Source organism: Streptococcus sp. 11273D007BT (assembly GCF_053547195.1).
In genome coordinates this window covers 1,030,445-1,056,894 of the sequence record NZ_JBPWPE010000001.1, presented here as the reverse complement: position 1 = coordinate 1,056,894, position 26,450 = coordinate 1,030,445, and the positions used below count along the sequence as shown (strand labels likewise).

28 protein-coding genes and 1 tRNA gene are annotated in these 26,450 nt (G+C 38.6%); 8 read left to right on the top strand and 21 right to left on the bottom strand.

The window, feature by feature from the left end; all coding sequences use genetic code 11:
- Positions 1-327 precede the first annotated feature (327 nt).
- From guaA to ACEE75_RS05440, 3 genes are all read left to right on the top strand, one after another.
- Positions 328-1,884 (top strand): glutamine-hydrolyzing GMP synthase, encoded by a 1,557-nt coding sequence (gene guaA, locus ACEE75_RS05450; protein WP_427895284.1) that lies wholly within the window; start codon positions 328-330, stop codon positions 1,882-1,884.
- A 389-nt stretch (positions 1,885-2,273) separates the two neighbouring features.
- On the top strand, positions 2,274-2,912 hold the full coding sequence (locus ACEE75_RS05445; protein ID WP_427895286.1) for a redox-sensing transcriptional repressor Rex: 639 nt from the start codon (positions 2,274-2,276) through the stop codon (positions 2,910-2,912).
- Between the two features lie 9 nt (positions 2,913-2,921).
- Positions 2,922-3,617: a gamma-glutamyl-gamma-aminobutyrate hydrolase family protein gene (locus ACEE75_RS05440; RefSeq protein WP_427895288.1), complete on the top strand. Its 696-nt coding sequence runs from the start codon at positions 2,922-2,924 to the stop codon at positions 3,615-3,617.
- Between the two features lies 1 nt (position 3,618).
- Here the strand turns inward: ACEE75_RS05440 and radC are convergent, their stop codons facing one another.
- The 20 genes from radC to ACEE75_RS05340 all read right to left on the bottom strand — a co-directional run bounded on the left by radC (position 3,619) and on the right by ACEE75_RS05340 (position 22,675).
- Entirely contained in the window at positions 3,619-4,302 is a 684-nt protein-coding gene (gene radC / locus ACEE75_RS05435; protein ID WP_354369767.1) for a RadC family protein, read from the bottom strand.
- A gap of 50 nt (positions 4,303-4,352) precedes the next feature.
- Positions 4,353-5,240 (bottom strand): alpha/beta hydrolase, encoded by an 888-nt coding sequence (locus ACEE75_RS05430; protein ID WP_447574379.1) that lies wholly within the window; start codon positions 5,238-5,240, stop codon positions 4,353-4,355.
- 3 nt (positions 5,241-5,243) lie between these two features.
- Positions 5,244-5,678, bottom strand: coding sequence for a peptide-methionine (R)-S-oxide reductase MsrB (msrB, locus tag ACEE75_RS05425; RefSeq protein WP_447574378.1), 435 nt, complete (start codon positions 5,676-5,678; stop codon positions 5,244-5,246).
- Between the two features lie 87 nt (positions 5,679-5,765).
- On the bottom strand, positions 5,766-7,199 hold the full coding sequence (locus tag ACEE75_RS05420; RefSeq protein ID WP_447574377.1) for a 6-phospho-beta-glucosidase: 1,434 nt from the start codon (positions 7,197-7,199) through the stop codon (positions 5,766-5,768).
- A 96-nt stretch (positions 7,200-7,295) separates the two neighbouring features.
- Positions 7,296-8,138 (bottom strand): HAD family hydrolase, encoded by an 843-nt coding sequence (locus ACEE75_RS05415; protein ID WP_447574376.1) that lies wholly within the window; start codon positions 8,136-8,138, stop codon positions 7,296-7,298.
- Positions 8,139-8,204: 66 nt separating this feature from the next.
- The gene (locus ACEE75_RS05410) at positions 8,205-8,801 is read right to left on the bottom strand and encodes a histidine phosphatase family protein (RefSeq protein WP_447574375.1); all 597 of its coding nucleotides are present in this window, start codon (positions 8,799-8,801) and stop codon (positions 8,205-8,207) included.
- A gap of 128 nt (positions 8,802-8,929) precedes the next feature.
- Entirely contained in the window at positions 8,930-9,868 is a 939-nt protein-coding gene (locus ACEE75_RS05405) for a sensor histidine kinase (protein WP_449164827.1), read from the bottom strand.
- The gene (locus ACEE75_RS05400; protein ID WP_161943640.1) at positions 9,865-10,533 is read right to left on the bottom strand and encodes a response regulator transcription factor; all 669 of its coding nucleotides are present in this window, start codon (positions 10,531-10,533) and stop codon (positions 9,865-9,867) included. Before ACEE75_RS05400 ends, ACEE75_RS05405 begins: the two co-directional genes overlap by 4 nt.
- Positions 10,534-10,572: 39 nt before the next feature.
- The gene (locus ACEE75_RS05395; RefSeq protein ID WP_449164828.1) at positions 10,573-10,830 is read right to left on the bottom strand and encodes a type II toxin-antitoxin system RelE family toxin; all 258 of its coding nucleotides are present in this window, start codon (positions 10,828-10,830) and stop codon (positions 10,573-10,575) included.
- Positions 10,814-11,065 (bottom strand): type II toxin-antitoxin system RelB family antitoxin, encoded by a 252-nt coding sequence (gene relB / locus ACEE75_RS05390; protein WP_449164829.1) that lies wholly within the window; start codon positions 11,063-11,065, stop codon positions 10,814-10,816. Before relB ends, ACEE75_RS05395 begins: the two co-directional genes overlap by 17 nt.
- A 91-nt stretch (positions 11,066-11,156) precedes the next feature.
- Complete coding sequence (locus tag ACEE75_RS05385; RefSeq protein ID WP_449164830.1) at positions 11,157-13,127, bottom strand: FtsX-like permease family protein; 1,971 nt, start codon at positions 13,125-13,127, stop codon at positions 11,157-11,159.
- Positions 13,128-13,880 (bottom strand): ABC transporter ATP-binding protein, encoded by a 753-nt coding sequence (locus ACEE75_RS05380; RefSeq protein ID WP_449164835.1) that lies wholly within the window; start codon positions 13,878-13,880, stop codon positions 13,128-13,130.
- A 143-nt stretch (positions 13,881-14,023) separates the two neighbouring features.
- Positions 14,024-15,271 (bottom strand): NRAMP family divalent metal transporter, encoded by a 1,248-nt coding sequence (locus tag ACEE75_RS05375; RefSeq protein ID WP_354368259.1) that lies wholly within the window; start codon positions 15,269-15,271, stop codon positions 14,024-14,026.
- A 123-nt stretch (positions 15,272-15,394) separates the two neighbouring features.
- Entirely contained in the window at positions 15,395-16,003 is a 609-nt protein-coding gene (locus tag ACEE75_RS05370; RefSeq protein ID WP_447575338.1) for a GDSL-type esterase/lipase family protein, read from the bottom strand.
- Positions 16,004-16,017: 14 nt separating this feature from the next.
- Positions 16,018-17,337: an FAD-containing oxidoreductase gene (locus ACEE75_RS05365; RefSeq protein ID WP_447575339.1), complete on the bottom strand. Its 1,320-nt coding sequence runs from the start codon at positions 17,335-17,337 to the stop codon at positions 16,018-16,020.
- A gap of 117 nt (positions 17,338-17,454) precedes the next feature.
- The gene (locus ACEE75_RS05360; RefSeq protein ID WP_447575340.1) at positions 17,455-18,894 is read right to left on the bottom strand and encodes a glycoside hydrolase family 1 protein; all 1,440 of its coding nucleotides are present in this window, start codon (positions 18,892-18,894) and stop codon (positions 17,455-17,457) included.
- Position 18,895: 1 nt separating this feature from the next.
- Positions 18,896-19,723, bottom strand: coding sequence for a Cof-type HAD-IIB family hydrolase (locus ACEE75_RS05355; protein WP_447575341.1), 828 nt, complete (start codon positions 19,721-19,723; stop codon positions 18,896-18,898).
- Positions 19,724-20,119: 396 nt separating this feature from the next.
- The gene (locus tag ACEE75_RS05350; RefSeq protein WP_447575342.1) at positions 20,120-21,319 is read right to left on the bottom strand and encodes an MFS transporter; all 1,200 of its coding nucleotides are present in this window, start codon (positions 21,317-21,319) and stop codon (positions 20,120-20,122) included.
- 150 nt (positions 21,320-21,469) lie between these two features.
- Entirely contained in the window at positions 21,470-21,880 is a 411-nt protein-coding gene (locus ACEE75_RS05345) for an HIT family protein (protein ID WP_447575343.1), read from the bottom strand.
- 228 nt (positions 21,881-22,108) lie between these two features.
- Positions 22,109-22,675, bottom strand: coding sequence for an NUDIX hydrolase (locus tag ACEE75_RS05340; protein ID WP_447575344.1), 567 nt, complete (start codon positions 22,673-22,675; stop codon positions 22,109-22,111).
- Between the two features lie 170 nt (positions 22,676-22,845).
- Between ACEE75_RS05340 and ACEE75_RS05335 the strand changes: the two genes are divergently transcribed.
- Both ACEE75_RS05335 and ACEE75_RS05330 read left to right on the top strand, forming a co-directional pair.
- Complete coding sequence (locus tag ACEE75_RS05335) at positions 22,846-23,712, top strand: Rgg family transcriptional regulator (protein WP_447575345.1); 867 nt, start codon at positions 22,846-22,848, stop codon at positions 23,710-23,712.
- A 98-nt stretch (positions 23,713-23,810) separates the two neighbouring features.
- Complete coding sequence (locus ACEE75_RS05330; protein WP_447575346.1) at positions 23,811-24,704, top strand: helix-turn-helix domain-containing protein; 894 nt, start codon at positions 23,811-23,813, stop codon at positions 24,702-24,704.
- Positions 24,705-24,738: 34 nt separating this feature from the next.
- Here ACEE75_RS05330 and ACEE75_RS05325 read toward each other — a convergent pair.
- Positions 24,739-24,810 (bottom strand) — tRNA-Gln (locus ACEE75_RS05325).
- Between the two features lie 161 nt (positions 24,811-24,971).
- Here ACEE75_RS05325 and ACEE75_RS05320 point away from each other — a divergent pair.
- The 3 genes from ACEE75_RS05320 to ACEE75_RS05310 all read left to right on the top strand — a co-directional run bounded on the left by ACEE75_RS05320 (position 24,972) and on the right by ACEE75_RS05310 (position 26,420).
- Positions 24,972-25,163, top strand: coding sequence for a type II toxin-antitoxin system HicA family toxin (locus tag ACEE75_RS05320; RefSeq protein ID WP_354367819.1), 192 nt, complete (start codon positions 24,972-24,974; stop codon positions 25,161-25,163).
- Positions 25,164-25,200: 37 nt separating this feature from the next.
- Positions 25,201-25,578, top strand: coding sequence for a type II toxin-antitoxin system HicB family antitoxin (locus ACEE75_RS05315; RefSeq protein ID WP_354367821.1), 378 nt, complete (start codon positions 25,201-25,203; stop codon positions 25,576-25,578).
- A gap of 311 nt (positions 25,579-25,889) precedes the next feature.
- Positions 25,890-26,420 carry a hypothetical protein gene (locus ACEE75_RS05310; RefSeq protein WP_447575347.1) on the top strand — a complete coding sequence of 177 codons (531 nt, stop codon included), beginning with the start codon at positions 25,890-25,892 and terminating at the stop codon, positions 26,418-26,420.
- Positions 26,421-26,450: the final 30 nt, after the last annotated feature.

The following is a 26,450-nucleotide window of genomic DNA, read 5'->3' as shown; positions in this document are numbered from 1 at the left end:
GCACAGAGGTGTTTTCTTATACCTTACATCAGATTTCATTTGACAACAGGAACCCTTGAAGCTGTTTTTTCAGCTAAACCAAGGCTATGATTAGCCTTGGGCACCTAGCCTAACAGCTTCAAGCCTGTTATCAAATGAAATCATCAACTTACTCAAACATAGTGAAACATCTAATTCTTGACTAAGGTAAGGTGGCTAACTTCATTATAGAACTTTCGGTCCGACTTATCTCCTAGTATTTTCAATATAACTCTATATCTTTAATTGTATTTACTGTAGCTTTGTGATAGAATGAGGAGGATAAATAATTTTATTTAGGAAAGGGACATGATGACAGACTTTAATGACATGCAAAAAATCATCGTACTGGATTATGGGAGTCAATACAATCAATTGATTTCTCGTCGTATCCGTGAAATTGGGGTTTTTTCTGAACTTAAAAGCCATAAAATCACAGCGAGTGAGGTACGCAAAATTAATCCAGTAGGGATTATTCTTTCAGGAGGACCTAATTCAGTCTATGAAGAAGGCTCGTTTGATATTGATCCTGAAATCTTTGAGTTAGGAATTCCTATTTTAGGAATCTGCTACGGCATGCAATTACTTACTCACAAACTGGGTGGCAAGGTTGTTCCTGCTAGTGATGCTGGAAATCGTGAATATGGGCAATCACCACTCACTCACACTACCGACTCTGAACTATTTGCTACGACTCCTGAACAGCAAATTGTCTTAATGAGCCACGGTGATGCTGTCACAGAAATCCCAGAAGGATTTGTCCGTACTGGTACTTCTGCTGATTGTCCATTCGCAGCAATTGAAAACTCTGAAAAACGTATCTACGGTATTCAGTTCCACCCAGAAGTACGTCATTCTGAATACGGAACAGATATTTTACGTAATTTCGCTCTTAATATCTGTGGAGCAAAAGGTGACTGGTCAATGGATAATTTCATTGAGATGGAAATCAAAAAAATTCGTGAAACTGTAGGTGACAAAAAAGTTCTTCTTGGTCTGTCAGGTGGAGTTGACTCTTCCGTCGTAGGTGTTCTTCTTCAAAAAGCAATTGGAGATCAATTAATTTGTATCTTTGTTGATCATGGTCTTCTTCGTAAAGGGGAAGCTGATCAAGTTATGGAAATGCTTGGTGGTAAGTTTGGCTTGAACATTGTTAAAGCAGATGCTGCAAAACGTTTCCTTGACAAACTCGCTGGAGTTTCAGATCCTGAGAAAAAACGTAAAATCATCGGTAATGAGTTCGTTTATGTTTTCGATGATGAAGCTAGTAAATTAGAAGATGTTGCTTTCTTAGCACAAGGAACCCTTTACACAGACATTATTGAGTCTGGAACAGAGACTGCTCAAACCATTAAATCTCACCATAACGTGGGTGGACTTCCTGAAGATATGCAGTTTAAATTGATTGAACCATTAAATACACTGTTTAAAGATGAGGTTCGTGCTTTAGGAACAGAACTTGGAATGCCAGATGAAATCGTTTGGCGTCAACCTTTCCCTGGTCCAGGGCTTGCCATTCGCGTAATGGGAGAGATTACAGAAGAAAAACTAGAGACCGTTCGTGAATCTGATGCTATCTTGCGTGAAGAAATTGCAAAAGCAGGTCTTGATCGTGACATCTGGCAATACTTCACAGTTAATACCGGTGTACGTTCCGTTGGCGTTATGGGAGATGGGCGTACCTATGATTACACTATCGCTATCCGTGCCATTACTTCTATCGATGGTATGACAGCTGATTTTGCTCGTATTCCATGGGATGTCCTACAAAAAATCTCAGTTCGTATCGTAAACGAAGTTGATCACGTTAACCGTATCGTCTATGATATCACAAGTAAGCCACCAGCAACTGTTGAGTGGGAATAGAGTTAAGTTAACAGACATAAAATCCTTAGAAACCAGTATTTCTAAGGATTTTTGTTTGATATCGAATGAAACAGACTATGTTTTATCAACTGCGTTGAGATCTCTTTTTATTCAACAGATTACACTGATCAAACTTCAAAAAGAAATGTAAACAGAGACAAAAATTGTGTCATAACACTGATTGGCGTACCTCCACTGACGAACTTAGTTTAGAGGTGAATTTTTGCTAATCTTCACTATGGTTATTCTAGCACCTGTATCTAAGTCAATTTTTGACTTCTGGATAGGAGTATCAAGAACATCTGATGGTTTTATATTATCAAAAATTGTTGTTATTTTCACAAACTTTTTGTTACAATGGTAAATGAAGGTATGAGGAGGTTATTTATATGAGCTTATTAGAAAGAAATATCCCAAAAGCCACTGCCAAACGTCTGTCGCTTTATTATCGTGTTTTTAAGCGTTTTAATGCAGAGAATATTGAAAAAGCCAATTCAAAACAAATTGCAGAGGCAATTGGGATTGACTCAGCGACAGTTCGACGAGACTTTTCTTATTTTGGAGAACTTGGTCGTCGTGGTTTTGGCTATGATGTCAAAAAGCTGATGAATTTTTTTGCTGATATTTTAAATGACCACTCCTTAACCAATGTTGCACTGATTGGCGTGGGAAATATTGGAAAAGCTCTGCTTCATTACCGTTTTCATGAGCGTAATAAGATGAAAATTACCATGGCATTTGATACTGATGATAATGAGCTAGTTGGCACAAAGTCTCCTGATGGTATTCCAATTTATGCCATTTCAACCATCAAAGACCATCTTGCAAAAGATGAGATTACTACTGCTATTCTTACAGTCCCTAGTCTCAAAGCTCAAGAAGTTGCTGATATTTTAGTCGAGGCTGGTATCCAAGGAATACTGTGTTTCTCACCTGTTCATCTATCAGTTCCTCGACATGTGGTTGTGCAATATGTTGACTTAACCAGTCAACTGCAAACCCTACTATATTTTATGAATCAAGATTAAGGAGCCATTATGTCAAAACCTATTATTGGAATATCAGGTAATGAAAGACCAAATTATAAGTATCCCGATATTATGTGGTCTTATACTCCTACTAATTATGTCCAAGCTGTTCAAGCCTCAGGTGGTGTCCCGCTTATTATCCCTGTTGGTGATCCTAAATGCGCTAAAGACTATATTTCTATGGTGGATAAACTGATTTTAACAGGTGGACAAAATGTAGATCCTGTTTTTTATGGCGAAGAAAAAGATACTAGCGATGATGATTTTCATCGTGATCGTGATTTATTTGAATTTGCCTTAGTAGATGAAGCTATTAAACAAAGAAAGCCGATTTTTTCTGTCTGCCGCGGAACGCAATTGATGAATATTGCCTTGGCTGGTTCGTTAAATCAAGATATCGAAAACCATTGGCAAGATGCACCATCTGATTACCTTAGTCAGCAAATGATTGTGTCAGATGATAGTGTCCTTCTTCCGATTTATGGAAAGTCTAGCCAGATTAACTCCTTTCATCATCAGAGTATTAAGGAATTATCTCCTTTGTTAAGGGTGGTTGCTTACGACCCTAAAGATGATACCATTGAAGCTGTTGAATCTATCCATCCTGATATTCGATTTTTGGGTGTTCAATGGCATCCAGAGTTGCTCCATGAAAGCAGAGAGGAAGATCGTAGCTTGTTTGACTTTATTGTCAATGAGTTTTAAGCTAACTACAATAATCCGTTTCTTCTCGAAAGCTATAATAGTTCTTTTTCCCAATAATCAAGTGGTCTAAAAGCACAATTCCCATGTCCTCACAAGATCGCTTGAGTTTTTTTGTGAATTCTTCATCTTGAAAGCTAGGTTGGATAGCACCTGAGGGATGGTTATGAACGATAATCAAAGAGGTTGCCATATTTTTACAAGCGTAATGTAATACCTCCCTAATTTCCACAATAGAGCGTCTGACAGATCCGATAAAAAGAAGGCGTTGTTCAATAATTCGATTTTGAGTGTCTAGATAAAAACCAAGAACATGCTCCTGTTTTAATTCCCCTAATTCAATCATTAGCTTCTCAGCTAGCATCTGACTCCCTAAAATGCGATCATTTTCTTCAACTTCTGCTTCTTGGATCCGTTTTGCCAACTCAAGCATGGCTTTAAGTTCGATTGCCTTAACAGGTCCGATACCTTTGATAGCTTGAAGTTCCTGTAAAGAAAGCTGGCGCAATTGTCCCAAGTGGTCAATCTTATCGAGTATTTTCTGAGAAATACTGGCAACCGATTCTTTTTTCGTGCCTGTTCTTAAACAAATAGCAAGTAATTCTTGTGTACTGAGTTGTTCTGGTCCTCGTAAGGCGAGTTTTTCTCTTGGCATTAGACTGGTTTTAGGAAATGTAATATTATACATAAAAAAGTACCTCCACTCTTTTATTCGTAAGTGAAGGTACTTTTACTTTTTTAATCCATATATTTTTTAAAGAAAGCTATAGTATCATCATTACAGGTGATAGCACTTTGATCCAAGATATTGAGGTGAAAGACATGTTTGAGTCGATTTTCTTTACCGCCGTATAAATGATAACTGTACTCAATTTCTTTTTCGGTTAAGGTAGCTGCCAACAGGAGGCTTTCGGATCTGAGAAAATCAGCCACAGAGGTTGTAATAAAAGTAGGCGGGAAATTCAGCTTGATCTTATCTAAAACAGAAATTTTTTTCAGGTCGCGATAGTAATGCTTTGACGACAAAAAGGCATGAAGCAACTTTTTAGTCTGCTTATCTTGCTTAGTTTCTTTTAAATCAAATTGATAAATCCCAGCATTTAAAGCAATCGCCTTTAACGCTAACTGTTCAGGTTTATCAAAAGCGTAAAATCGGTTATAAGCTTGACTGTTAAGGTAGGTAACGTAAAGGCTCAAGAGATGAGCTCCTGCTGAATCACCCACTGCAAATAGATTATTTGTATTCAACTGATAATTGGAGGCATTTTTTAATAACCAATGAAACACAAGATTAATGTCCTCCAACTGTGCTGGAAAACGATGTTCTGGTGCTAATCGGTAACTAAAATTGATAACAGCAAAGCCCCGCTGTGCTAAATTCATGCCATAATACTGATAAAGCTCCTTATCTCCATAAACCCAGCCACCTCCATGAACATTAATAATCACAGGAAGTTCTTTATCTTTGATTTCTAATGGGCGATACAGATCAAGAATTTGCCACTGCTTATCGCTACCATAAAGGATATCTCTATGCTGTTCAATATCCTTGGGAATCATGAGGTCTTTATCTCTTCGACGGTCTGATGCCGCCATTGTTTGTCGCATCTCTTCAATAAATGTCATTATCTACTCCTTAAAAAGCTCCTTCCAACGCCCATAGCCCTCTTTATCCAAATTTTGATAAGCAATAAAACGCAGAGCTGCCGAATTGATGCAATAGCGTAACCCCCCTGTCTCTAGCGGACCATCGTTAAAAACATGCCCTAGATGTGAGCCGACTTTCTGGCTTTTTACTTCAATTCGATACATATGGTAGGAGAAATCATCGTGATAGGTGACTAGACGATTGTCTATGGGTTTTGTAAATGCTGGCCAACCACAGCCAGATTGATACTTATCAAGGGACGAAAAGAGTGGCTCTCCACTGACAATGTCAACGTAGATACCCTTTTCAAAAAACTGATTGTATCGACCTGTAAAAGCTGGTTCTGTTGCAGCGTGTTGGGTGACTTGGTAAGCTAAGTCACCAATTTTTTGACGTAACTGTTCGTTATCTTTCATATCAAGTTCCTCTTTCTTGTTATTTTACGTTAAACCCTTAGAGATGTCCACTAAAAAACTAGGGTGATTTTCCCTAGCTTTTAACAATTACAGCTCTGCGCCATTTGTCGCGATAACTTTTTTGTACCAGTCAAATGATTTTTTCTTAGAGCGTTTAAGAGTGCCTTTACCGGCATTGTCACGGTCAACATAGATAAAGCCATAACGTTTTTTCATCTCACCAGTTCCAGCTGAGACAAGGTCAATCGGTCCCCAAGTGGTATAACCTAGTAATTCAACCCCATCTTCTATAATGGCATCACGCATGGTTTTGATATGTTGGCGGAGGTAGTCGATACGGTAGTCATCTTCGACATAACCATTGTCATCCGGGGTGTCAATAGCTCCCAAACCATTTTCGACGATGAACATTGGTTTTTGATAACGATCCCAGATAGCGTTTAGAGTGATACGAAGCCCAAGTGGGTCAATTTGCCAGCCCCACTCAGAAGCATCGAGATAAGGGTTTTTTAAAGAAGCAAAGATATTGCCTGCTGTCTTCTCTGTGACCTCGGGATCACCTGATGCCACACGGCTTGAATAGTATGAAAATGAGACAAAGTCAACCGTATAGTCTCTTAATAGTGCCAAATCCTCTTCGGTGATGTCTAGCTCGATTCCCTCACGCTCCCATTTTTTCTTGGCATAGTTAGGGTAGTAACCGCGAGCTTGAACGTCAATGAAGAAGTAATTTTCACGGTCTTCTTGCATGGCTGCCCAGTAATCTCTTGGGTGGGCAGTGTTTGGATAATATTGCCCTGCAGCCAACATACAGCCGACCTTGTTTTTAGGGTCAATCTCGTGGGCTAATTTTGTCGCAATGGCAGAAGCCACCAATTCGTGATGGGCTGCTTGATATTTAACTTGCGTTTCATTTTCCCCTTCTTCAAAGTAAAGCCCTGCTCCCATAAATGGGGCATGTAAAATCATATTGATTTCGTTGAAGGTTAACCAATAGTTGACCAAGCCTTTGTAACGCGTAAACAAGGTACGACAGAGACGTTCATAAAATGCTAGCATTTTGCGATTACGCCAACCACCATACTCTGTCACCAAATGCATAGGAATGTCAAAGTGGGTAATGGTCACCAAAGGTTCAATATCGTATTTTCGACACTCTTTGAAAACATCTTCATAAAAGGCTAGACCTTCTTCATTTGGCTCTAGCTCATCCCCCTTTGGAAAAATACGTGACCAGCCGATAGACATCCGAAATGTTTTAAAGCCCATTTCTGCAAAGAGGGCAATGTCTTCCTTATAGCGATGGTAGAAATCAATAGCTTCTTTAGCAGGATAAAAATGCTCATCATCAAAGTCAAAATGTTTGAGTTGCCCTGTGATAATTTTGATGCGATCTTCACCAACTGGTGACACGTCAACATTAGCTAAACCACGACCACCTTCGTTATAAGCTCCTTCTAATTGGTTAGCAGCGGTTGCCCCACCCCAAAGAAAGCCTTCTGGAAACTGTTTTGCCATCATATAAAACTCCTTAATCTACTCTTTAAATCATATTATAAATCATTTTGGAACCCTTTTCTTATCAGATGATAAGAAAAACTGATACTATCCTATGATTTAGATTAACTCTAAATCAACAAAAGCCTTGTAAAGACCGTCATCCTCGACATCTGCTGTAACCTTATCTGCCATAGCCAGAATTTCTTGGCCACCATTTCCCATAGCGACACCAATCTCACAATAGTCCAGCATGGGAATATCAATCTTAGCATCTCCAAACGCTATGGTATCCCTTCTATCGGCACCTAAGTGGGCTAGTAGAGCATCAACGGCCTGTGCCTTATCAATCCCTTTAACCCCTAAATCACCAAAGAGAGCTGTTTCGCCCCGTCCGCCCCAGGTATGTGCTTCTAGATTTGGAAAAGCTTGAATGGAATCTAGGTGATCTTGATAGCTTGACAGAATAAAACTAATTTTATTGAGATCATCTCGGTAAAGCTCTGCACCATGGGTCATTTGATCCAAAAAGTTGGTTGTTACTTGTTCTTGCTCTTTAGGATTTACAATTCCCTTGCGATTAACATACTCAGCCATAACAGTTGGTGCTGCTTCTCTAAAATCCTCAGAAGCAAACAAGCCGTTATTAGATTCCAGATAAAAAGCTAGCCCTCTCTCTTGTAGCCAATCCACGACACGGATTGCCTCATCTTTAGCGATTAACTGGTGGAAGATAACCTTGCCGTCATTCTCAACATAAGAGCCGTTACCTCCAATCATCCCATCAATGCCAATCTCCCAAATCTCTTCCTGCATCTCCGCACGGCTACGCCCCGTACAGACATAAACACGATGCCCATTGGCACGCGCCTGACGAATAGCTACCACAGCTGACGCTGGGATACGATTATGGTAATCCACCAAGGTCCCATCCACATCTAGGAAGATGATTTTTTGTGTCATTTTCTTACTCCTTCTCTCATGTTCTAATTACAATATTTTTTCATTACAAATACTTTGTTCATATTGCTAACAATCAAAAACTTCCTTAGTCAAGGGATTAATGACTTTTTCTAACACAAAGCCAGCCTCGTCCCAATGAATCTGGCAGATAGCACAGTTACCAAAGGTAAAGCCATCTGGTAGCACCATACCTTGCTGCAAGATAAAGCCCCACATAGCAGCCCCATGGCTCACAGCTAATATAGCTTGCCCATCATGTTTTTCAAGTAAAGCTTCCAAACAAGCAGCCAAACGGTCGCCAACTTGACGAATATCCTCACCACCATAAGGAACCAACAGATCCTCAAAAGACTGACTTCCTGGTCTATGCTTCGGTAGGAGCTCTTCTTCTCTAGCTTCAAAAACTCCGAAATTCATCTCTTTTAACCCCTTAACTTGCTCAAAAGGCGTATCTGTTATCAACTCTAGCGTATCTCTTGCTCGCTCCTGTGTTGAAGCATAGGCGAAATCAAAGGTAACGCCCGCCTCCTCAAAATAGGTTTTAGCTGATAACGCCTGCTCTTTCCCTTTTTCTGTCAAAGGAGAATTACACCAACCTTGAACACGTTTTTGTGAGTTAAATAGGGTCTGTCCATGTCGCATCAAATAAAGTTTAACAGCCATTTTATAACCTCCTGAAAGTTTGTTTACTAATAGTATAATACCTTTTCGTAGCTAAATCTTATCCTATCCTATGACAAACTGATAGTATCCTAAGCAAAAGGAGGACAAACCTAATTGTCCTCCCTGCTCTAAAGCTTTACAATATAAAACCGACTGCCTTTATCAACCTGACTAGTGACGCGGATATCAAGTCCTAACTGCATCAAAATTTTTTTGGTCAGGTAGAGACCAAAACCTGTTGCTTTCTGATGCTCACGACCGTTGTAGCCAGTAAACCCTTCTTCAAATAGACGAGGAATATCCTCAGCTAAAATCCCAATACCAGTATCCGCAACCTCAATACCATCTGATAAGGTGATGGTAATCTTCCCCTGACTGGGCGTATATTTGAGCGCGTTATCGATTAACTGCTCTAGGGCATAAGACAACCATTTACGATCGGTTTTCAGCTGCCAACTACCCGTAATTGCAACAGCTATCTCTTTTTGTAAAAACTGTTGACGGTACTTTTTCACTATTCCAACCACCAAATCACGGGCATCAAGCTCTTCAAAGCGAAAATCACTAACCTGACTAGATAATCGCATATAGGTGAGTAAATTACCCAAATAGTTTTCCATACGTAGTAGCTGATAATCTACGTCCTTTGAAGATAGCTGATTGGTCTGACTCATGAGGGATAGGGCTGCCATAGGCACTTTCATCTGGTGGGACCAGAGTTTGACCATAGCTTGCAGGTCCTCTTCTCGTGACTTATAATCCAGGAGCTGTTCCCGTGTCGCCTCCTTCTCCGCTTCAATCAAGTTGAGATAGGCAAGGTCCACAGGCTTATTCAGCAGGGGCAGAGCTTCTTCATGGACGTAGTCTTCCAAGGCTCTCATGCGGTTGCGAAACTTCCAGAAAAGCCCTGCAGTGAGAAGGATTAAGAGGGTTAGGGACAATAGCAGAGCGTTTTGCAGGAATTCGGTGGGCAGTTTGTAAAGTAAAAAGAGCAAGATAAAACTACCAGCCAAGACCAGATAGGCGAAATAAAAACTACGATATTCTCGGATAAATTTTGCCATCATTTGACCAAGTACCCCACGCCACGAACTGTATGAATACGGTCAAATCCCACTTCACTCACCTTCTTTCGCAGACGAGTCATGTTGACATTGAGGGTATTCTGGTCGATAAATTCTTCATTTTCCCAGAGTTTTTCCAAGAGTTCTTCCTTACTGACAATCTGCCCTTGTCGTTCTAGTAAGGCGGACAAAATCTTGGTTTCCGTAGGTGACAATTGAACCTGTTCCGATTCGCTTGAAAAACGCCCATCCAAACTAAGCTGGAACTGGTCGATCGACAAGTCAGTTGTTTTGCTGAATTGATTGACTCGACGCAGGAAGGCACCGATTTTGGCATCCAAAATCCCTAGTGAAAACGGTTTGGATACAAAATCATCGCCACCCATATTCATGGCCATGACTGCATTCATCTCATCATCGCTAGAAGAGATAAAGATAATGGGCATGGTCATGGTTTTACGGATTTCCGTTGTCCAGTAAAAACCGTTGTAATAGGGTAGGCTAATGTCCATCAGCACCAAGTCTGGTTTGATTTCAGCAACCTCCTGACTGACAGCTCGGAAATTCTGCACACTTTCTACCTGATAAGATTTTCCCAAATGCTGCTTCAAGAGTTGGACAATCATCTCATCATCTTCAACAATATAAATCTTCTCTTTTTTCATCATTTTCATTCTGCAAAAGCCAGGCCACAGGTCTTGGCTTTCTTATATACTTCCATTTCTCATTTTTAGACTTGTAACTGTCACTTTATCATCTTCAATACTGACGATGACCCTGTAATTTCCGATACGATACCGCCATTGGCCAGAACGATTGGCAGTCAAAGCTTTTCCGTATTGTCTGGGGTTGTCAGTCACATGACTGGAAAGGTAGTTGGTAATCTGCTTTTGAGTAAATTTGTCCAGCTTTTTCAACTGTTTGATAAAACGACTGGTTGGTACGAGTTTATAACTGGTCTTCATTCGTCAATCCCAACTCTTCCAACATTTCCTCCCAGCTAATCGGCTCAATGCCGTTCGCCAAGTCAGCCTCGTATTCTGCAAGTGCAATATCAGCCACACGGGCATCGTATTCATCTTCAAGGGCTTCAAGGGTTTTAGTCCGAATGAGTTCTGACAAACTGACACCTTCAAACTTTGCCATAGCCTGCATAAAGAGTTTGTCCTGCTCAGAAACTTTCAATGTAATAGCTGCCATTTTCTCACCTCTTCGAGTATTCCTTTGGTATTACCATTGTAACACCATTCCCCTGAAAAAGCAAGAAATCTCGCACAAGGCGAGACTTCTTCTAGCGTTCAATAATGCGGTAATAGGTGCGACTAGTCCACTTGTAAATGACAAAGTAAATCAGAGCGACTGCCAGTAGGGTAATTCCGCTGACGGTATAAATCATAAGCGAAGAGGTGACACCAAGGGTCAATAGCATTTGCTTAAGCATAACAAGAGAAATCACGAAATGCAAGGTCGCCATAGCTAGTGGCATAAAGAAGACCGTAAGTGTTTGCGAGTTAATGGTCTTTTTGACCGCTGCTGCACTCATGCCCACTTCTTGTAGAATCTTGTAGGATTTCTTGTCTTCATGCCCTTCCGAGTACTGCTTGTAGTAAATAATCAAGGCAGCACCTAGCAAGAAACTAATACCCAACAAGAAGCCTGTGAAGAGAAATCCACCTCTGAAGCCCATGATCATATTGGTAAAGTCTGTTTTCTGCATGACGTATCCTAAAGATTCTCCATTAGCATCACTGATATTATAGGCATCGCCTGCCTGCTCACCAAGAGTGGCCACTTCCTCATTGGTCATATCAGTAAAGACACGGTAGTCCAGACTAACCTGATAGCCTTGTGGATTATTGGACTCATAATACTCACGAACAGTATTCAATACAGTGTCATCACTGACTACCATAACGGCAGCATTGAGCGTATTAGTAATATCAGGGAAAATAGCTGTATCAAGATTTACTACATTCTCGAAAGTACTATCTCCCAAAGTGACTTTCTCTAGCAACGGCATTTCACTTGGACGGATAAAGGCAACTTGATTGGCAGCCAGCTCTGGCAGGTCATTGCCCAACTTCCGGAAATCATCTTGGGTGACGAAGTAGGTAAAGGCTATTTTGCTAAAGTCTGGATTGGCAATGGTTTCTGGACTAATGACAATCTCCTTCCCACCGTCATAGACCAGACCAGCTTGGTAGGTCAGGTAGGACAGACTATCTTCCGCTTTTTCTGGAAAATGGCTGAGCACCGATTGCTGATAGGCACTTTCACCCTGACTTCTATCCGCAACTTTGTAGGTAATAGATGTTTCCTTTGGATAAAGACCACTTGTCATGCTTGACATGCCAGTATAAAGTGAAGTCGTTGTTGCAATGGTCACAAAGGCCATGACTGCTAAGAGGGTAATATTTGCCAAACCAGTTGCATGCTGTTTCATACGGAAAATCATCTGCGACGTGGTAATGAAATGCTCTGGCGTGTAAAAATAGCCTTTGTTTTTCCGACGAGCCTTCAAATACCAAGTCATAAAGCTGATGTAGAACAAGTAGGTCCCCGCGATGACAAAGAGCACAGCGATGAAGAAACGATAGATGACGCCAACTCCTGCAGATTGAGAAGAAAGTGATAGGTAGTAACCAACCCCTAGGCTAAGTACACCGAGTGCTGCCAAGAGGAAATTCCCACGCGGCTCCTTCTCCCCTTTTTCACTAGCGCTAAACAAAATCAGCGGACTGGTCTTGCCAATCGTCCGAATAGCCAGCAATTCCAAGATAAAGAAGATACCCGCAAAGAGAAAGGCGGTCATGGCAAATGCCAGAGGAGCTATTCCAAAATGCAAATCACTATAATTTGTTAGATTGACAAAAATCAAGTAGAGAACATTTGCGAACACACCAGCTAAGACAGAACCAAGAACCACAACCAGTAAGAATATCATCATCAATTCTAGGCTGGCTATCAAGGCTACTTTTTTCTTGTTCATCCCCAGCATGTTATAGAGACCAAATTCCCTCGCCCGTTGTTTCATCAGGAAATTAAAACTATAAATCTCCATAATGACCGAGAAAATGGTCAGAACAACAACACCAAGACCGATAGAAACGGCACCAGAGCCCATGGTCTCCATAACTGGACTTAGCATGAGTAAGAACATGGAACAAATCAGAGTAAATAGCACAAGACTGGCTAAAACGAATGGAGCAAAAACACCCATGGATTTTCGGATATTTTGCCCAGCAAGTTTGAGGTAAAACATCTACTCACCCCCTAAAAGTGCAGACATATTGAGCGAAATTTCCTTGGCAAAGTCTTGATTGCTCTTACCTGCCTTGTACAATTGGTGGAAAATCCGACCATCCTTGATAAAGAGAACACGTTTGGCATGGCTGGCTGCGTTGGCTGAGTGGGTCACCATGAGAATGGTTTGTCCGTCTAGGTTAATGTCTTCAAACAAATTCAGCAAGTCTTCCGAATTGCGGTAATCTAGGGCAGCCGTCGGCTCATCCGCTAGGACAATCTGTGGCTGGGTAATCAAACTACGGGCAATGGCCACGCGCTGCTTCTGTCCACCAGAAAGTTCAAAGGGACGTTTTTTCAGCAAATCTTGAATACGTAGTTTTGGCGCCAAGACTTTCAAACGTTTTTCCATTTCCTCATGGCTGGTACGTGCCAATACCAGAGGTAAAAAGATATTGTCTTGGATAGACAGAGTGTCCAAGAGATTAAAATCTTGGAAGACAAAGCCCAGGTTACGCAAACGGAAATCGGCCAGCTCGCTCTCCTTGATTTTGGTAATATCTTGATTGTTCAAAAGAACAGAGCCACGAGTTGGCTTGTCCAAGGTTGCTAGAATATTGAGCAAAGTCGTCTTACCTGAACCACTTTCACCCATGATGGCGATAAACTCACCCTCTTCTACCTTAAAATCCACATCTTGCAAAGCACGAGTTTCCTCTTTTGAAAAGCGCGTGCGGTAAACTTTTTCTAAATGATTGATTTTTAGCAACATCATTTCAAATCTCCATTTCTTTATTACTCCTTAACCGATGAATTCATTATATCAATTTTTACTTAATCAAAAACTTACAACATCGTTCTCAAACCTTACAATCTTGTAAGAAAAAACAGCATCCTCAGATGCTGTCAGTAACATTAAACTTGGCCAATCGCCAGAGCGTAGATAAAGAACAAGGCAAAGCCAAACAAGAAGATCAAACCTGCAATCGCTAGTGCTTTTAGCCAAGTCGGAAGATTTTTATTTTCGCCAGTTACCAAGACGTAGTTTAACAGGGCAAAGAATGGTGTCGTCAAGAATGACCCAATCATGGCAAAACGTAACATAGTAGCCACTTGTCCTGCAAAGAAGAAGATAATAATCAACCCAACAATAGCAGTGACTGTCATCCAAATATTTAAAGACTTAGCCTGAGTTTCTTTTTGGTTCAACAACAAATCAAGCGAGGCTTGGTTAACACGGGAATACCCATCAACAACTGTAATTACTGTTCCAAAGATACACAAGAAGGCGATAAAAGTAATCAAGTAACGTGACCACTCTCCAAGTACTGAAGCATACATGCCTACAAATTGTGAGATATAAGCTGCAGATGCACCCTCAACAGGTTTACCTGTTGGATACTGGATAAGCGCCCCAAGAGCCACAAAGAAAACAGCCAGAATCGCAGTCCCGATAAAACCAACGTTAAAGTCAAAGAGGGCATCCTCAGTACTAAAATCGACCGATTTCTTTTTCTCAGCTGACCAGAGTGAGTTGATAGCTGAAATTTCAATCGGAGCTGGCATCCAACCTAGTAAAGAAACGATAAAAGGTAGGGCTGCCATTTGCCAAGGAGTCTTTTCAACAAAGTCAGCACCAACCTCAGGATGCTCGATAACTGCAACAATAACAGCAACCACCGTTGCAATTGTTAGAGCTGACATAATCCACTTAGCCATGCCATCTAAGAGCTTATAGCCTCCAAACAAGAGCATTGCCCAAATAATCGCTAGTAAAATCAATGACCACTGGGTAATGCTTAGACCAATCATTGGAAAGGCACTGGCAATAATAGCTGAACATAAAATAGCCACGCCAGCTGTGTTTACCATAGCTGAGAAAACATTTAAGATAAAGAAGACCCAAAGGTAAAGCTTGCCTTTTTCAGCATACCCTTCAACCAAGGTCTTACCAGTGTCAGCTGTATATTCCGCACCAAAACGGAAGAACGGGTACTTAAAGACATTGGCTAGGATAACCAAACCAAGCAAAGACCAGCCATATAAGGCACCTGCTTGAGCTGAAGAAACAATATGAGAACCTCCGACAGCTGCTGACGCCATCAGAATACCAGGTCCCATGGCTTTTAATCTATTTCGCCATTTTGAATCAGTTTGTGACATAAAACACTCCTTTGAAAATAATAGTTACATTATACAAAATTTTCAGATAATTTTCAAGAGTGTTTCAGTTATTTTTCGGAAAACTACAAACAAAAGGCTAGATAGTACATCCAGCCTTTTATACTAAAGAAGTGTTTCGAGAACCTCTGCTACTTGATCATAACCTAAAGGGCTAAGATGTAAACCATCTGTAGTGTAGCCTTTGTCAAGCTGACCTGTTAAATCAATAAGCTTATCATGAACATCTAAGTAGGTCACCCCTCTAGTTCCCTGTAACAACTGATTTAGTTGTTCAATGCGGTCATTTGTTCGAGAGCCCACCGTTTCAAAAAACTCTCTACTGTCATGTGTAGGATAAACAGACTGGAGATAGAGCCGTGCTTTTGGGAAGGTTTCTGACAGTCTGTGACAAAGCTCATCAATACGGCAATAGATACTCAAAGGATCCTCTCCTTGTCCAAGATCATTGGTCCCAATCAAAAGGAAAATCTTTTCAGGCTGAATGCCTTTGGTTATCTCATCAAAGTGGTCTAACAAAAAGCTAGTATCAATCCCGCTAATGCCTCGATTGACAAGTGTCAGCTGAGTTCTTAGTTGCTCCGTCTTAAACAGATCCATAATTGAATCACCCAAAAACAGCAAACAAGGATCAGTTTTAGCTGGCTCACTAGCAAATTGAACCAATTTTTCTCCCTGGTATTTTTCTAGCATTTTTAAAAAAGCAGAGCTCATAGCGTGATGTCTCCTTAAACATTAAATAAATCGTTAAAATTTTCTGCCATGGTAGGATGAGTGAAGATTTGTTTTTGGAAGTGAGTGTAAGGAATTTTATTATCCATCGCCATAGTAATGAGGTTAATCAATTCTCCTGCCTCTGCACCATATAAGGTTGCTCCTAAGATTTCTTCTGTCTCTGGGTTAACCACGACTTTAAAGAAACCACGTAAATCACCGTTAACATGCGCACGGGGCATATTAGCCACCATCAAGGTATTAGCTTTGTAGCTCAATCCTTCTGCTTTAGCAGTCGCCTCATCTAGACCAACACGCGCCAATGGAGGATTGACAAAGGTAGTTGTCGGAACATGATGACGATTTTGTAGCGAATAAGATAGGTCTCCCGTTAAATAGCCATAAACAATACGGTAATCATCTAAAGAAACATAGGTAAACTGAGGACCTCCATTAACATCTCCTACTGCAAAGACACCAGGCACACTGGTTTGACAAAACTCATCAACCTCAATAGCCCCGCGATCCGTGAGCTTAATATCAGTCACTTCAAGATTCAGTTCTTGAGTATTTGGTCGGCGTCCTGTGGCATAAAGCACAGCATCAAAGACAAACTCTCCTTTGTCACTCGTTATCACAACTGTGTCAGCCTTATTTGCCACCTGATAGATAGTTGAAGACAACTCAAAGTGAATCCCTTGCTCTTCCATGTAGGTCTTAGCTAAGTCTGAAACCATCAGCTCCTCTCTTGCAAACAAGCGAGATTGCGGATCAAAAACAGTTACTTGGCTCCCAAGCTCAGCATACAGAGTCGCAAACTCTAAACCGATATTTCCACCACCGATAATCCCCAAGCGCTCTGGTTGTTGCGCTAACTCTTGAATACCTGTCGAATCATAAACGCCTTGACTTTCTGCTAAGCCTGGTATGGGAAGGCGGTTTGAAACTGCGCCAGTATTGATAATAATAGTCTCCGCTGTAATCTGCTCTTGGTCTTGGTCGGACAGGAGCTCAATAACTTTATTTTGGACGAATCTTGCTTTTGCCGTATAGACATGAACCGTATCTTTTTGATCCAACATAGCAAAATTCTTAGCACGCAGACGACTGGTCACTGCATCTTTTTCTGCCATAACACTGGCAAACTCTAGCCCCTTTTCTGCTGCCCTCAGTAAGGTCTTGGTTGGGATGCAGCCGATATTGATACAAGTACCTCCATACATCTGAGGACTCTGCTCCACCATAGCAACTGTTTTACCTTGCATAGCCATCTTGGCCGCTAAGGTTTTTCCTGCCTTACCAAAACCAATGACAATCATATCGTAAGTTTTCATGTTTTTCTCCTTTGATTCTGATATGTTTAGTGTACCACCTCTTTAAAAAAATGTCAGAAAACAGCTACGCCACGATAAAAAAATCCCACCAAATTGGTGAGATTAACATTTCATAAACTAGCTGTATAAACTTGCACCATTACTTTCAATGACTTCTTTATACCAAGCAAATGATTTCTTTTTATAACGCGCAAGGGTTCCTGTGCCATCATCGTGTCGATCAACATAGATAAATCCATACCGCTTACTGAGTTCTGCCGTGCTTGCTGAGACGAGATCAATCGGTCCCCAAGTTGTGTAGCCCCACAATTCGACGCCATCTTCGATAGCTTCTGCGACTTGTTTGAGGTGTTTCTCAAGGTAATCAATACGGTAGTCATCCTCAACCGTTGGTCCATTAGGGCCATCCACTAAAACATCTTTAGCACCCAAACCATTTTCAACGATGAAAAGAGGCAATTGATAACGGTCATAAAAGTCATTGAGCACCAAACGCAAGCCGACAGGATCAATCTGCCAACCCCATTCAGAACTATCAAGATAAGGGTTTGAAACACCTCCTAAAATATTACCTCTACCTGTTTCATAATCTTCTGGGTTATGCGCTACCGCCACACTCATGTAGTAACTAAAGGAAATAAAATCAACCGTGTGTTCTTCTAGTAAAGCCTCATCCCCTGGAGCAAACTGGATTTCAATCTGATTTTCCTTGAAGTAACGTTTAATATAATTTGGATATTTTCCTCTAGCATGAATATCGCTAAAGAGATAGTTTTGATTATTGAAGTCACGAACAGCCAATTGATCCAACGGATTCGCTGTCATGGCATAGGCTGGCATAGCAATCACCATACAACCAATCTTAAAGTTAGGGTTAATCTCATGTCCAATTTTTGTTGCTAAGCTCGATGCCACCAACTCATGATGCACCGCTTGATAAAGGTCTTGTTTGGATAAGTCCTCCATCGGTGTCGCAATACCACCTGACATAAATGGCGCGTGTAAGACAGAGTTTACCTCGTTAAAGGTCAACCAGTAGGTTACCTTATCTTTATAGCGCTCAAAGACTGTTGTCACATATCTCGCGTAAAAATCAATTAAGTCACGACTAGCCCAACCATTATACTTTCTTGCTAAATGCAGAGGGGTTTCATAGTGTGATAGGGTGACTAAAGGTTCAATATCGTATTTAGCCAACTCATCAAACACCTTATCATAAAAAGCTAATCCAGCTTCATTGGGTTCTGTCTCATCTCCATTTGGGAAAATACGTGACCAAGCAATAGATAAACGAAAAACCTTAAATCCCATTTCTGCAAATAAGGCAATGTCTTCTTTATAGCGATGGTAAAAATCGATCCCCTCTAATTTTAAATTATCAGGTGTTGGAACTTCTGTAATCAGCGGATTAAGATCGCCAACTTTGGCTGGAACACCACCTCTTGGGGTCACATCCTGAACGGACAAGCCCTTACCGTCCAAGTTATAAGCTCCTTCAAATTGATTAGCAGCTGTCGCGCCACCCCATAAAAAATCTTTTGGAAATTGATTTGCCATATTATTCTCCTTTATCTTTCAAAAATTCTTCAATCACCTGCAGCACTCCATCCTCAGTATGATGAGGGGCACGATGCAAGGCAACTTTTTTCACACTTTCAGGAGCATTAGCCATGGCATACGAATGCGGTGTCATAGCTAATAACTCTCGATCATTTTCTCCGTCACCAAAAGCCATCACTTGATGAGGGCTTAGTTGCCACTGCTTCAGTAAAAGCTCTAAGCCACTTGCTTTATCGACCTCTCTAGGTAAAATATCAATCGCTCCATAACCGCTCGTTACCGCTCTAAGATTGCCCTTAAAGTTTTTATTAAACCTTTCTATGACTTGATGGGTATCTTTTTCAACCAACATATTGATTTTTGTTAAATGATTAAAATCCACCCCTTCAAAGTTTGGCACAAACTCTAAATGAGCTAAAAAAGCGTTCCACTGTTCTTCTTCAATCATCTCATGTTCTTTTGAAAAAATAACACTGTCCAATACATAGGAGCGATGAGCAGTTGAAAGCACCACACGGTAATCAACTAAGCTTTCTTTAAAATAGTCAATAAATGCCAACGCATCATCTTGAGTAATTTGACTCTGCCGTAAAATTTTAGAGCTTGTTTGGACGTATCCTCCATTTTCAGCAACATAAGACAAACGAGGACTAAGTTCCTGAAAAATAAGGTTGACACGCTCTATTTTATTTCCTGTCGCCACAACAAAATGAATCCCCTTTTGCTCTAACTGAGTCAGGATACGCTCAAATCGATCTTTATCATATTGACCATATTGATCCAACAAAGTGCCATCCAAATCACTCGCAATCACTTTTATCTCCATAAGACCTCCTTTCTCACTACTGATAACTATAGTATATAACGATTTTAAATCGCTTTCTTACTTTATTCTATGTTATTATGATACTATCCAACGAATCCTAAAAGAAAAGTCAGAAGCAGATTCTGACTTGAAACGAAGTATGAAAGATAATCTTTTGAATTTAGAAGAAAAAACCAATAGTCAAATAAGAGAGTTAAATAATATCCTGTGTTCAGATTCCTTAAATCAACCTCGAAGATCTCAACAGCTATTTCTTCTATACACCAGCTGCGGTACGGTATTTCTCAGAACTTCGTCAAAAAGCACTTCGTCAATAATTTGTACAGGACAGATTATTAACGAAGCGCTTTTAATTTCTTTCGAGACCATATACTTAGTATTACTTTGTAAAAACTATCAACTCATATGATATCTCTTAAATAGAGTTCCAAAAATTAGTGATAACAAAGTGATAGATACTCCAATAATCAAAAGATTAAAGGTATTGTTTGGATCTAGAGTAACTGAGAAAAATCCAGTCCCAATTGGCATAAAAAGTATCGCTACCGTAAAGATAATTCCAAAGACTCTACCAAGAAACTCATTATCTACATCTCTTTGAACAATAGAGAAAAATTGGATATTAAAAATAGATAGAAATAAGCTAAACAGTGCTGGGGACAATGCTAGAGCGATAACATTGTGGAATATAGAATAGAGCGGAGTAGATAGCATTAACATCATACCTGAACATGCCAATAGGATTATTAAACGTTTACTTGATAATGATTTATTGACAATACCACTTAACATTGCTCCGATAAATCCACCAATCGCCTCTGCTGTTAGAAATGTTCCATAAAGTCCAGCTGAAATTTCTCCAAACATTTGACTACTATAGGGTAACAATAAATTATAGCCTGCTAGGAAAAAATTTACAAGTGCAGAAAGAACAATAATAATAAAGATTGGCTTATGGCTATAAACATACTTGAACCCTATTTTTAAGTCATCAAAGATCCCACTTATTGTCATTTTCTCCTTTGTAACTACTTCTTCATTAATGGGTACAATAAAGAAAATCAATAATGCTGCAATTAGAAATGAAAATCCATCTAATAGTAACACACCATGTATCCCAAGTAGCTTATATAAGAAAATTGCCACTATAGGAATGGTTACTTTGATTACAGTACTCGTTGTTTCTAGCAATGAATTAAGTTGGGAGATACTATCCTTTTTTACAATTTCTTTCGTAAATGCTTTATAAGATGGACCAGAAAAAGCACTCATAAAAGCCAAAATAACATTGGTGATGACAATTGCATAAACCAGCCATCGTTCTTGGGATATGAACGAAAGAACTATACAAGCGACTCCGCATAAAATATTTGAAGAAATGATAATTTTTTTCCGCCTAAAACTATCTGCAATTACCCCACCGAACAAATTAAACAGGACACCTATTACGCTTTCTAATGATTGATAGATTGCGACCATAGATAAAGATGTTGGATTAAGACCAGCAAGAAAGGTATTATTAGCAAAATCAAACACGATATCTCCAATAAGTGATATTCCTTTACTACTAACTAAATGTATTATATTTTTTCTCATTTATTTTCACTAGGACTCCTCTAAAAGAATATATTTTTATCCCATATAATATTATGGTCAATGTAGTTTTAATAAACTTTTTAGGCATTTTTTGATTTATAATATGTAAGTTCGTAGAATCTATACTACATGTCTATTTTTTAAAACCTATCAAAATGTAATTTTTAGCTTCTGAAAAATCTCCTCAGAGGTTTCATGCTTCTTATTAGATAAAACTGGCCATGCATTAATACCATCATCAACATTTCTTGGAATAAGATGATAGTGAATATGTTCAATAGATTGCCCCGCACTTTTTCCACTAGCCATTAAAATATTGACTCCAGTATAACCACAATTTTTTATTAAATGATCATTTATCATAAGTAATGTTTTTTGAAGTTCAATATATTTTTCAACACTAACATCATTTAAATTAACAAAGTGATCCTTTGTAATAACTAATATATGTGCACTCACATCTGGTTCATTTGGCAAAAAAGCCATTGTTGTATCATTTTCAAAAATTATTCTTCCAGATTTTTTTCGTAAGACAATATCACAAAAAACACAACAATCCATAGAATTTTTCCTCTCTAAGTTAGATCAACTACCAATTTGTCAACACCTTCAGTGTTTGATTTTTTCAGTAATTGCTCATACGTTTTATACTTCATATACTTAATATTAATAACATCTAAAACTTCATCTAGGTAGGGTATGTTGCACAGAAACGCAAGATAAATCTTCAAAGCTAGATTTCGACACTACTTTAGCCAGAAAAGTTTCCTAAGAATGACGTTTTAGCGACTAAAGGTTCTCAATCTTTTTAGCAATGTTTTTATAGCCCTGCATATCTTTAAAACTCTCCCATTCAACCCATTCAAAAGAGCTAGATTCAAGTTCATCTAAGGTAACTGGGATGTCATCTTCTGAAAAAAATAAATATTGCAAATCATAGTGATAATGACTTCTTTCATTCTTAGATACATTTTCGGGTATTTTATGGATAGAAATATTAAAAGGAATCAATTCATTCAGTTCCTCATCACATTGATAAAAAAGATAATTTGCATCAATTCCTGTTTCTTCCAGTAGCTCTCTCTGTGCTGCTTGAAGCGGACTAGTATCTGTCTTTTCAATATGACCCCCAGGTTGTAAATATTTCCTAAGAATCCGATGATGCAACATCAGAATTTTTTTACTTTTCCTAGATAAAACAAATGCCGATGCCGTAAAATGCCCTACAAAATTCTTCCTATCAATCATCTTTTCATTACTTTCGATTTTAAGTTGACTCAAAATTTGTGCCAAATCATCCACTTCAATTGGGTGAGTTAATAAATATCCTTCAATAAGTTCTTGATAACTAATCATACCTCAGCTACTCCTTAATATATTATCCTCCGGAAATAATGATAATATCCATAATCAACAACATGACTGGGATAAGTTTTGATAATTTTTCATATTATGTCTCCTTTTATTTTTATTTATTGTATAATAAATAAAAATATTGCTATATTTCGTTGGGAAAGTGGGAAAATATGAAATCAAAGCTTGGGAATACGCTTAGAAAAGTGCGTCAAGGAAAGCGGGTCAGCTTATCCTCTTTAGAGGATGAAAATCTCTCTAAATCACAAATCTCTCGATTTGAACGTGGAGAATCAGAAATATCTTGTATTCGACTAATCAATATTTTAGATAAGTTACATATTACCTTAGAGGAGTTTCTTACTTTATATAACAACGATCATACCAAAAGTACAACATTTGCTAGTTTAGTACAATATATTCGTAAACAGTACTCGTCGCAAAATATCAATAATATCATATCTGTACTTTCTGACTCTTCTCCTTATGATTTAAATCAATATGAGAAAACAATGGTGAAGTCCATCCTACATACTCTAGATTGTCATATCACCCCATCAGACGAAGAGATACTTCAGTTAACGGACTACCTCTTTAAGGTTGAAAAATGGGGCTATTACGAAATCATTTTATTAGCCAATTGCATCAGAACAATTCCATATACTTCTTGTTTTTTGCTCACTAAAGAAATGTTGAAAAATTATATCTACTCATCATTAAATAAAACAAATAAAAAACTTGTCACTCAATTAGCAATTAATTGTTTAATTGTCAGTATTGATCAAGGTGAGTTTCATCATTGTACCTTTCTTATTAGAGAAATAAAAAAATTACTAGATAATGAACTAAACTATTATGAACAAACTGTCTTTTTATATGCATTGGGGTATTTTGAGTTCAAAAAAGATCCATCTAATGGTACCGAAAAAATGAAGCAAGCCATTCAGGTATTTGAAATATTAGGCGAGGAGCATATCAAAGCACATTATACTGACCATTTGTCTAAGTGTAAGCAAGCTAATAATCATTCATCAAATTAAATAATAATCCTGTATTCTCTTGACATAGAAGGGAGGAAAGATTCCCCCCCTATAATTCTATGTTATAATAATACTATCCTATGATAGACGAGGTTTCTATGAAAGATTTTTTATCTGATGAGCAATTCCAACATAAAATTAGCTACCCTAATCCTCTATTACCATATACCTTTTACCATACAAAAGTGGAAAATGGGCGACCAGATGTACTATTTCATTGGCATAATGAGCTAGAAATCAATTATGTTCACACAGGGAGCGCTAGGTATCATATTGACTATGATTATTTTGATAGTCAGGAAGGGGATATCATTTTCATCAGACCTAATGCTCCACATTCCATTCATCCCATTGAGGATAAACATCACCAAACAGACTCTTTTCTTTTCCACTTAGATATGATAGGGTATTCCATTTTAGATAAGACAAGTTTACTTTACCTTCAACCTCTTCAAAATAGCACCTTTAAGTTTGTCCCACGTCTATCCAAAGGCCAAGAGGGATACGATCAGATCAAAGCTGTGCTATTTGACATATTTGAACTGGTAAAAACCGAACCCCCTTACTTTGAATTGCCACTAAAAGCTAAGCTAAATGAACTACTATATCTTCTTTATCGCCATCATTATATTGTCAAAAAAACTTCTGATGATCTCTATCGGAAAAATGAAAAAATCCGTGATTTAATTGACTACATTCACCATCATTATAGGGAGAATCTTAGCATTGACTTTTTAGCCAATTATATGGGGTATAGCAAGACCCATTTTATGACCGTCTTTAAACAACACACTGGCACCTCTTGTACAGATTTTATTATCCAAGTTCGCTTAAAAGAAGCTAGTGATCTTTTACTCAACTCTATCAAACCCATTTTAGAAATTGCAACTGAAGTTGGCTTTAATAATCTTTCAAATTTTAATCGCCAATTTAAAGCCTACTATTTCTTGACACCAAGCCAATATCGAAAACAATTTAAAAACAAAAAATAAAGACGCTAGGAACACCTAACGTCTTTTTATCTTACTGGGGTAGCTGGATTCGAACCAACGCATGAGGGAGTCAAAGTCCCTTGCCTTACCGCTTGGCTATACCCCAATCACAACAAATAATATTTTAGTATAACTTTTTACACTTGTCAATATATTTTATGAAAAAAGTAGAAAACATATTGATAAGTTTTTTTCATCGATAAACTTCTTTTTGACATAAATACGCATAATGTGTATAATAGAAATCGTAAGGAGGTTAGGTATACTATGCCACTTACAGGGAAAGAATTGGCAAAACTTGCCAAGGAAAATGGATGGTATGAAATCCGCGTTAAAGGAAGTCATCACCATTTCAGAAAGGATGGTATTTCTAAGATAGTCACTATTCCAATCCATGGAAACAAGGATTTAGCAAATGGACTAGAGAAGAAACTCCTTAAGGATTTAGGGCTATGCTAGTTCTAAATCTTTCCTTTTTTATTATTTGGAGGTACATATGTTAAAATCATATCCCGCTATTTTTCACAAAGAGCTTGATGGTTACTGGGTTGAGTTTCCAGAGTTTGGTGGTGGTACTGAAGGTGATACACTCGAAGAAGCTATGAAAAACGCCCATGAAATGTTAGAAGGGATTTTGGCTTCTTATATCGACGAGGATATCCCCTTACCAAATCCTACCGATATAGAAAAGTTAAAGGTTCTTGATGGGTTTGCTACTCTTATCCAAGTTGACCCCACTCCCTTTTTAAAAAACAGCAAAACTGTCCGCAAAAATGTTACCGTTCCAGAATGGCTCGTCCGTCTTGCAGACCGTGAAAAAATCAACTACTCAGAAGTTTTGACACAAGCACTTGAACATAAACTACAAATATAAAATTTGAGCAAACCAAAACCTACTGTAAGAGTTTTTACTGTAATACAAGTAGTTCGAAGCTCATAGATAGAAATAATTAAAAGTAAATAGTTTAGGAGGTGATAAAAATGTTATAACGGATTTCTTGAAATAAGAGATTAATGATTGAAGTATATAATGTTAGGAGATTTGGTATGGAATATATTTTTTGATTAGGTTTTATTGGTGTTATCGTTGCAACCACTTTATTCATTGTTTTTCTAGTTCAAAAACCTAGAAATAAAAAGAAAATATGGTCTAGTGTTGGTGCAATGATAACTCTACTTTTCGTGATGCTCATTGGATTGAATGATACAAATCTAGATACTGAAACAGAAACCACTAGCGAAACAACATATTTATCTAGCGAAGAAACTAAAGATTACTCTGATGAGGACACTACATACGAAGAAAGCAGCTCTTCAAGCAGTTCATATTCTTCAAGTAGCTCTAGTTCATCTTCCTCATCTTCAACATCAACAAGTAGTTCTCAACCTTTTGATCCAAACAGTTATCAAACTGTAGATTTTAACACTTGGAATCATGACGATGTAAAAATTTCCGAAAAAATTCAATTGACAGGAACCGTTGTTCAAAATACTGAAAGTGACGGAGACCATATTTTACGAGTAGCTATTAATGGAAATTATGATCAAATTATTTTAGCCCAAATTTACTCTTCAACTTATAATGATGTTATAGCTGAGGATGATACAGTCACTCTCTACGGATTTAACATGGGACTGACTAGTTACGAAACTGTCTTTGGGGCAACAAAAACTCTCCCAGCTTTATTAGTTAATGAATATGATGTAAGCTATTAACATAAACCTTACTATCAAAAGTATGCTTTC

Coding starts and splice junctions, on each gene's coding strand:
- ACEE75_RS05350 (WP_447575342.1), bottom strand. CDS start 21,319: ATGAGAAAAAATATAATACATTTAGTTAGTAGTAAAGGAATATCACTT.
- ACEE75_RS05420 (WP_447574377.1), bottom strand. CDS start 7,199: ATGATGGCAAAACAGTTTCCAGAAGGCTTTCTTTGGGGTGGGGCAACC.
- relB (WP_449164829.1), bottom strand. CDS start 11,065: ATGGCAGCTATTACATTGAAAGTTTCTGAGCAGGACAAACTCTTTATG.
- ACEE75_RS05310 (WP_447575347.1), top strand. CDS start 25,890: ATGCTCATTGGATTGAATGATACAAATCTAGATACTGAAACAGAAACC.
- ACEE75_RS05410 (WP_447574375.1), bottom strand. CDS start 8,801: ATGGCTGTTAAACTTTATTTGATGCGACATGGACAGACCCTATTTAAC.
- ACEE75_RS05340 (WP_447575344.1), bottom strand. CDS start 22,675: ATGATTAGTTATCAAGAACTTATTGAAGGATATTTATTAACTCACCCA.
- ACEE75_RS05380 (WP_449164835.1), bottom strand. CDS start 13,880: ATGTTGCTAAAAATCAATCATTTAGAAAAAGTTTACCGCACGCGCTTT.
- ACEE75_RS05365 (WP_447575339.1), bottom strand. CDS start 17,337: ATGAAAACTTACGATATGATTGTCATTGGTTTTGGTAAGGCAGGAAAA.
- ACEE75_RS05395 (WP_449164828.1), bottom strand. CDS start 10,830: ATGAAGACCAGTTATAAACTCGTACCAACCAGTCGTTTTATCAAACAG.
- ACEE75_RS05330 (WP_447575346.1), top strand. CDS start 23,811: ATGAAAGATTTTTTATCTGATGAGCAATTCCAACATAAAATTAGCTAC.
- ACEE75_RS05345 (WP_447575343.1), bottom strand. CDS start 21,880: ATGGATTGTTGTGTTTTTTGTGATATTGTCTTACGAAAAAAATCTGGA.
- ACEE75_RS05430 (WP_447574379.1), bottom strand. CDS start 5,240: ATGACATTTATTGAAGAGATGCGACAAACAATGGCGGCATCAGACCGT.
- ACEE75_RS05360 (WP_447575340.1), bottom strand. CDS start 18,894: ATGGCAAATCAATTTCCAAAAGATTTTTTATGGGGTGGCGCGACAGCT.
- ACEE75_RS05445 (WP_427895286.1), top strand. CDS start 2,274: ATGAGCTTATTAGAAAGAAATATCCCAAAAGCCACTGCCAAACGTCTG.
- ACEE75_RS05440 (WP_427895288.1), top strand. CDS start 2,922: ATGTCAAAACCTATTATTGGAATATCAGGTAATGAAAGACCAAATTAT.
- ACEE75_RS05335 (WP_447575345.1), top strand. CDS start 22,846: ATGAAATCAAAGCTTGGGAATACGCTTAGAAAAGTGCGTCAAGGAAAG.
- ACEE75_RS05320 (WP_354367819.1), top strand. CDS start 24,972: ATGCCACTTACAGGGAAAGAATTGGCAAAACTTGCCAAGGAAAATGGA.
- guaA (WP_427895284.1), top strand. CDS start 328: ATGATGACAGACTTTAATGACATGCAAAAAATCATCGTACTGGATTAT.
- msrB (WP_447574378.1), bottom strand. CDS start 5,678: ATGAAAGATAACGAACAGTTACGTCAAAAAATTGGTGACTTAGCTTAC.
- ACEE75_RS05400 (WP_161943640.1), bottom strand. CDS start 10,533: ATGATGAAAAAAGAGAAGATTTATATTGTTGAAGATGATGAGATGATT.
- ACEE75_RS05355 (WP_447575341.1), bottom strand. CDS start 19,723: ATGGAGATAAAAGTGATTGCGAGTGATTTGGATGGCACTTTGTTGGAT.
- ACEE75_RS05405 (WP_449164827.1), bottom strand. CDS start 9,868: ATGATGGCAAAATTTATCCGAGAATATCGTAGTTTTTATTTCGCCTAT.
- radC (WP_354369767.1), bottom strand. CDS start 4,302: ATGTATAATATTACATTTCCTAAAACCAGTCTAATGCCAAGAGAAAAA.
- ACEE75_RS05315 (WP_354367821.1), top strand. CDS start 25,201: ATGTTAAAATCATATCCCGCTATTTTTCACAAAGAGCTTGATGGTTAC.
- ACEE75_RS05370 (WP_447575338.1), bottom strand. CDS start 16,003: ATGAGCTCTGCTTTTTTAAAAATGCTAGAAAAATACCAGGGAGAAAAA.
- ACEE75_RS05415 (WP_447574376.1), bottom strand. CDS start 8,138: ATGACACAAAAAATCATCTTCCTAGATGTGGATGGGACCTTGGTGGAT.
- ACEE75_RS05385 (WP_449164830.1), bottom strand. CDS start 13,127: ATGTTTTACCTCAAACTTGCTGGGCAAAATATCCGAAAATCCATGGGT.
- ACEE75_RS05375 (WP_354368259.1), bottom strand. CDS start 15,271: ATGTCACAAACTGATTCAAAATGGCGAAATAGATTAAAAGCCATGGGA.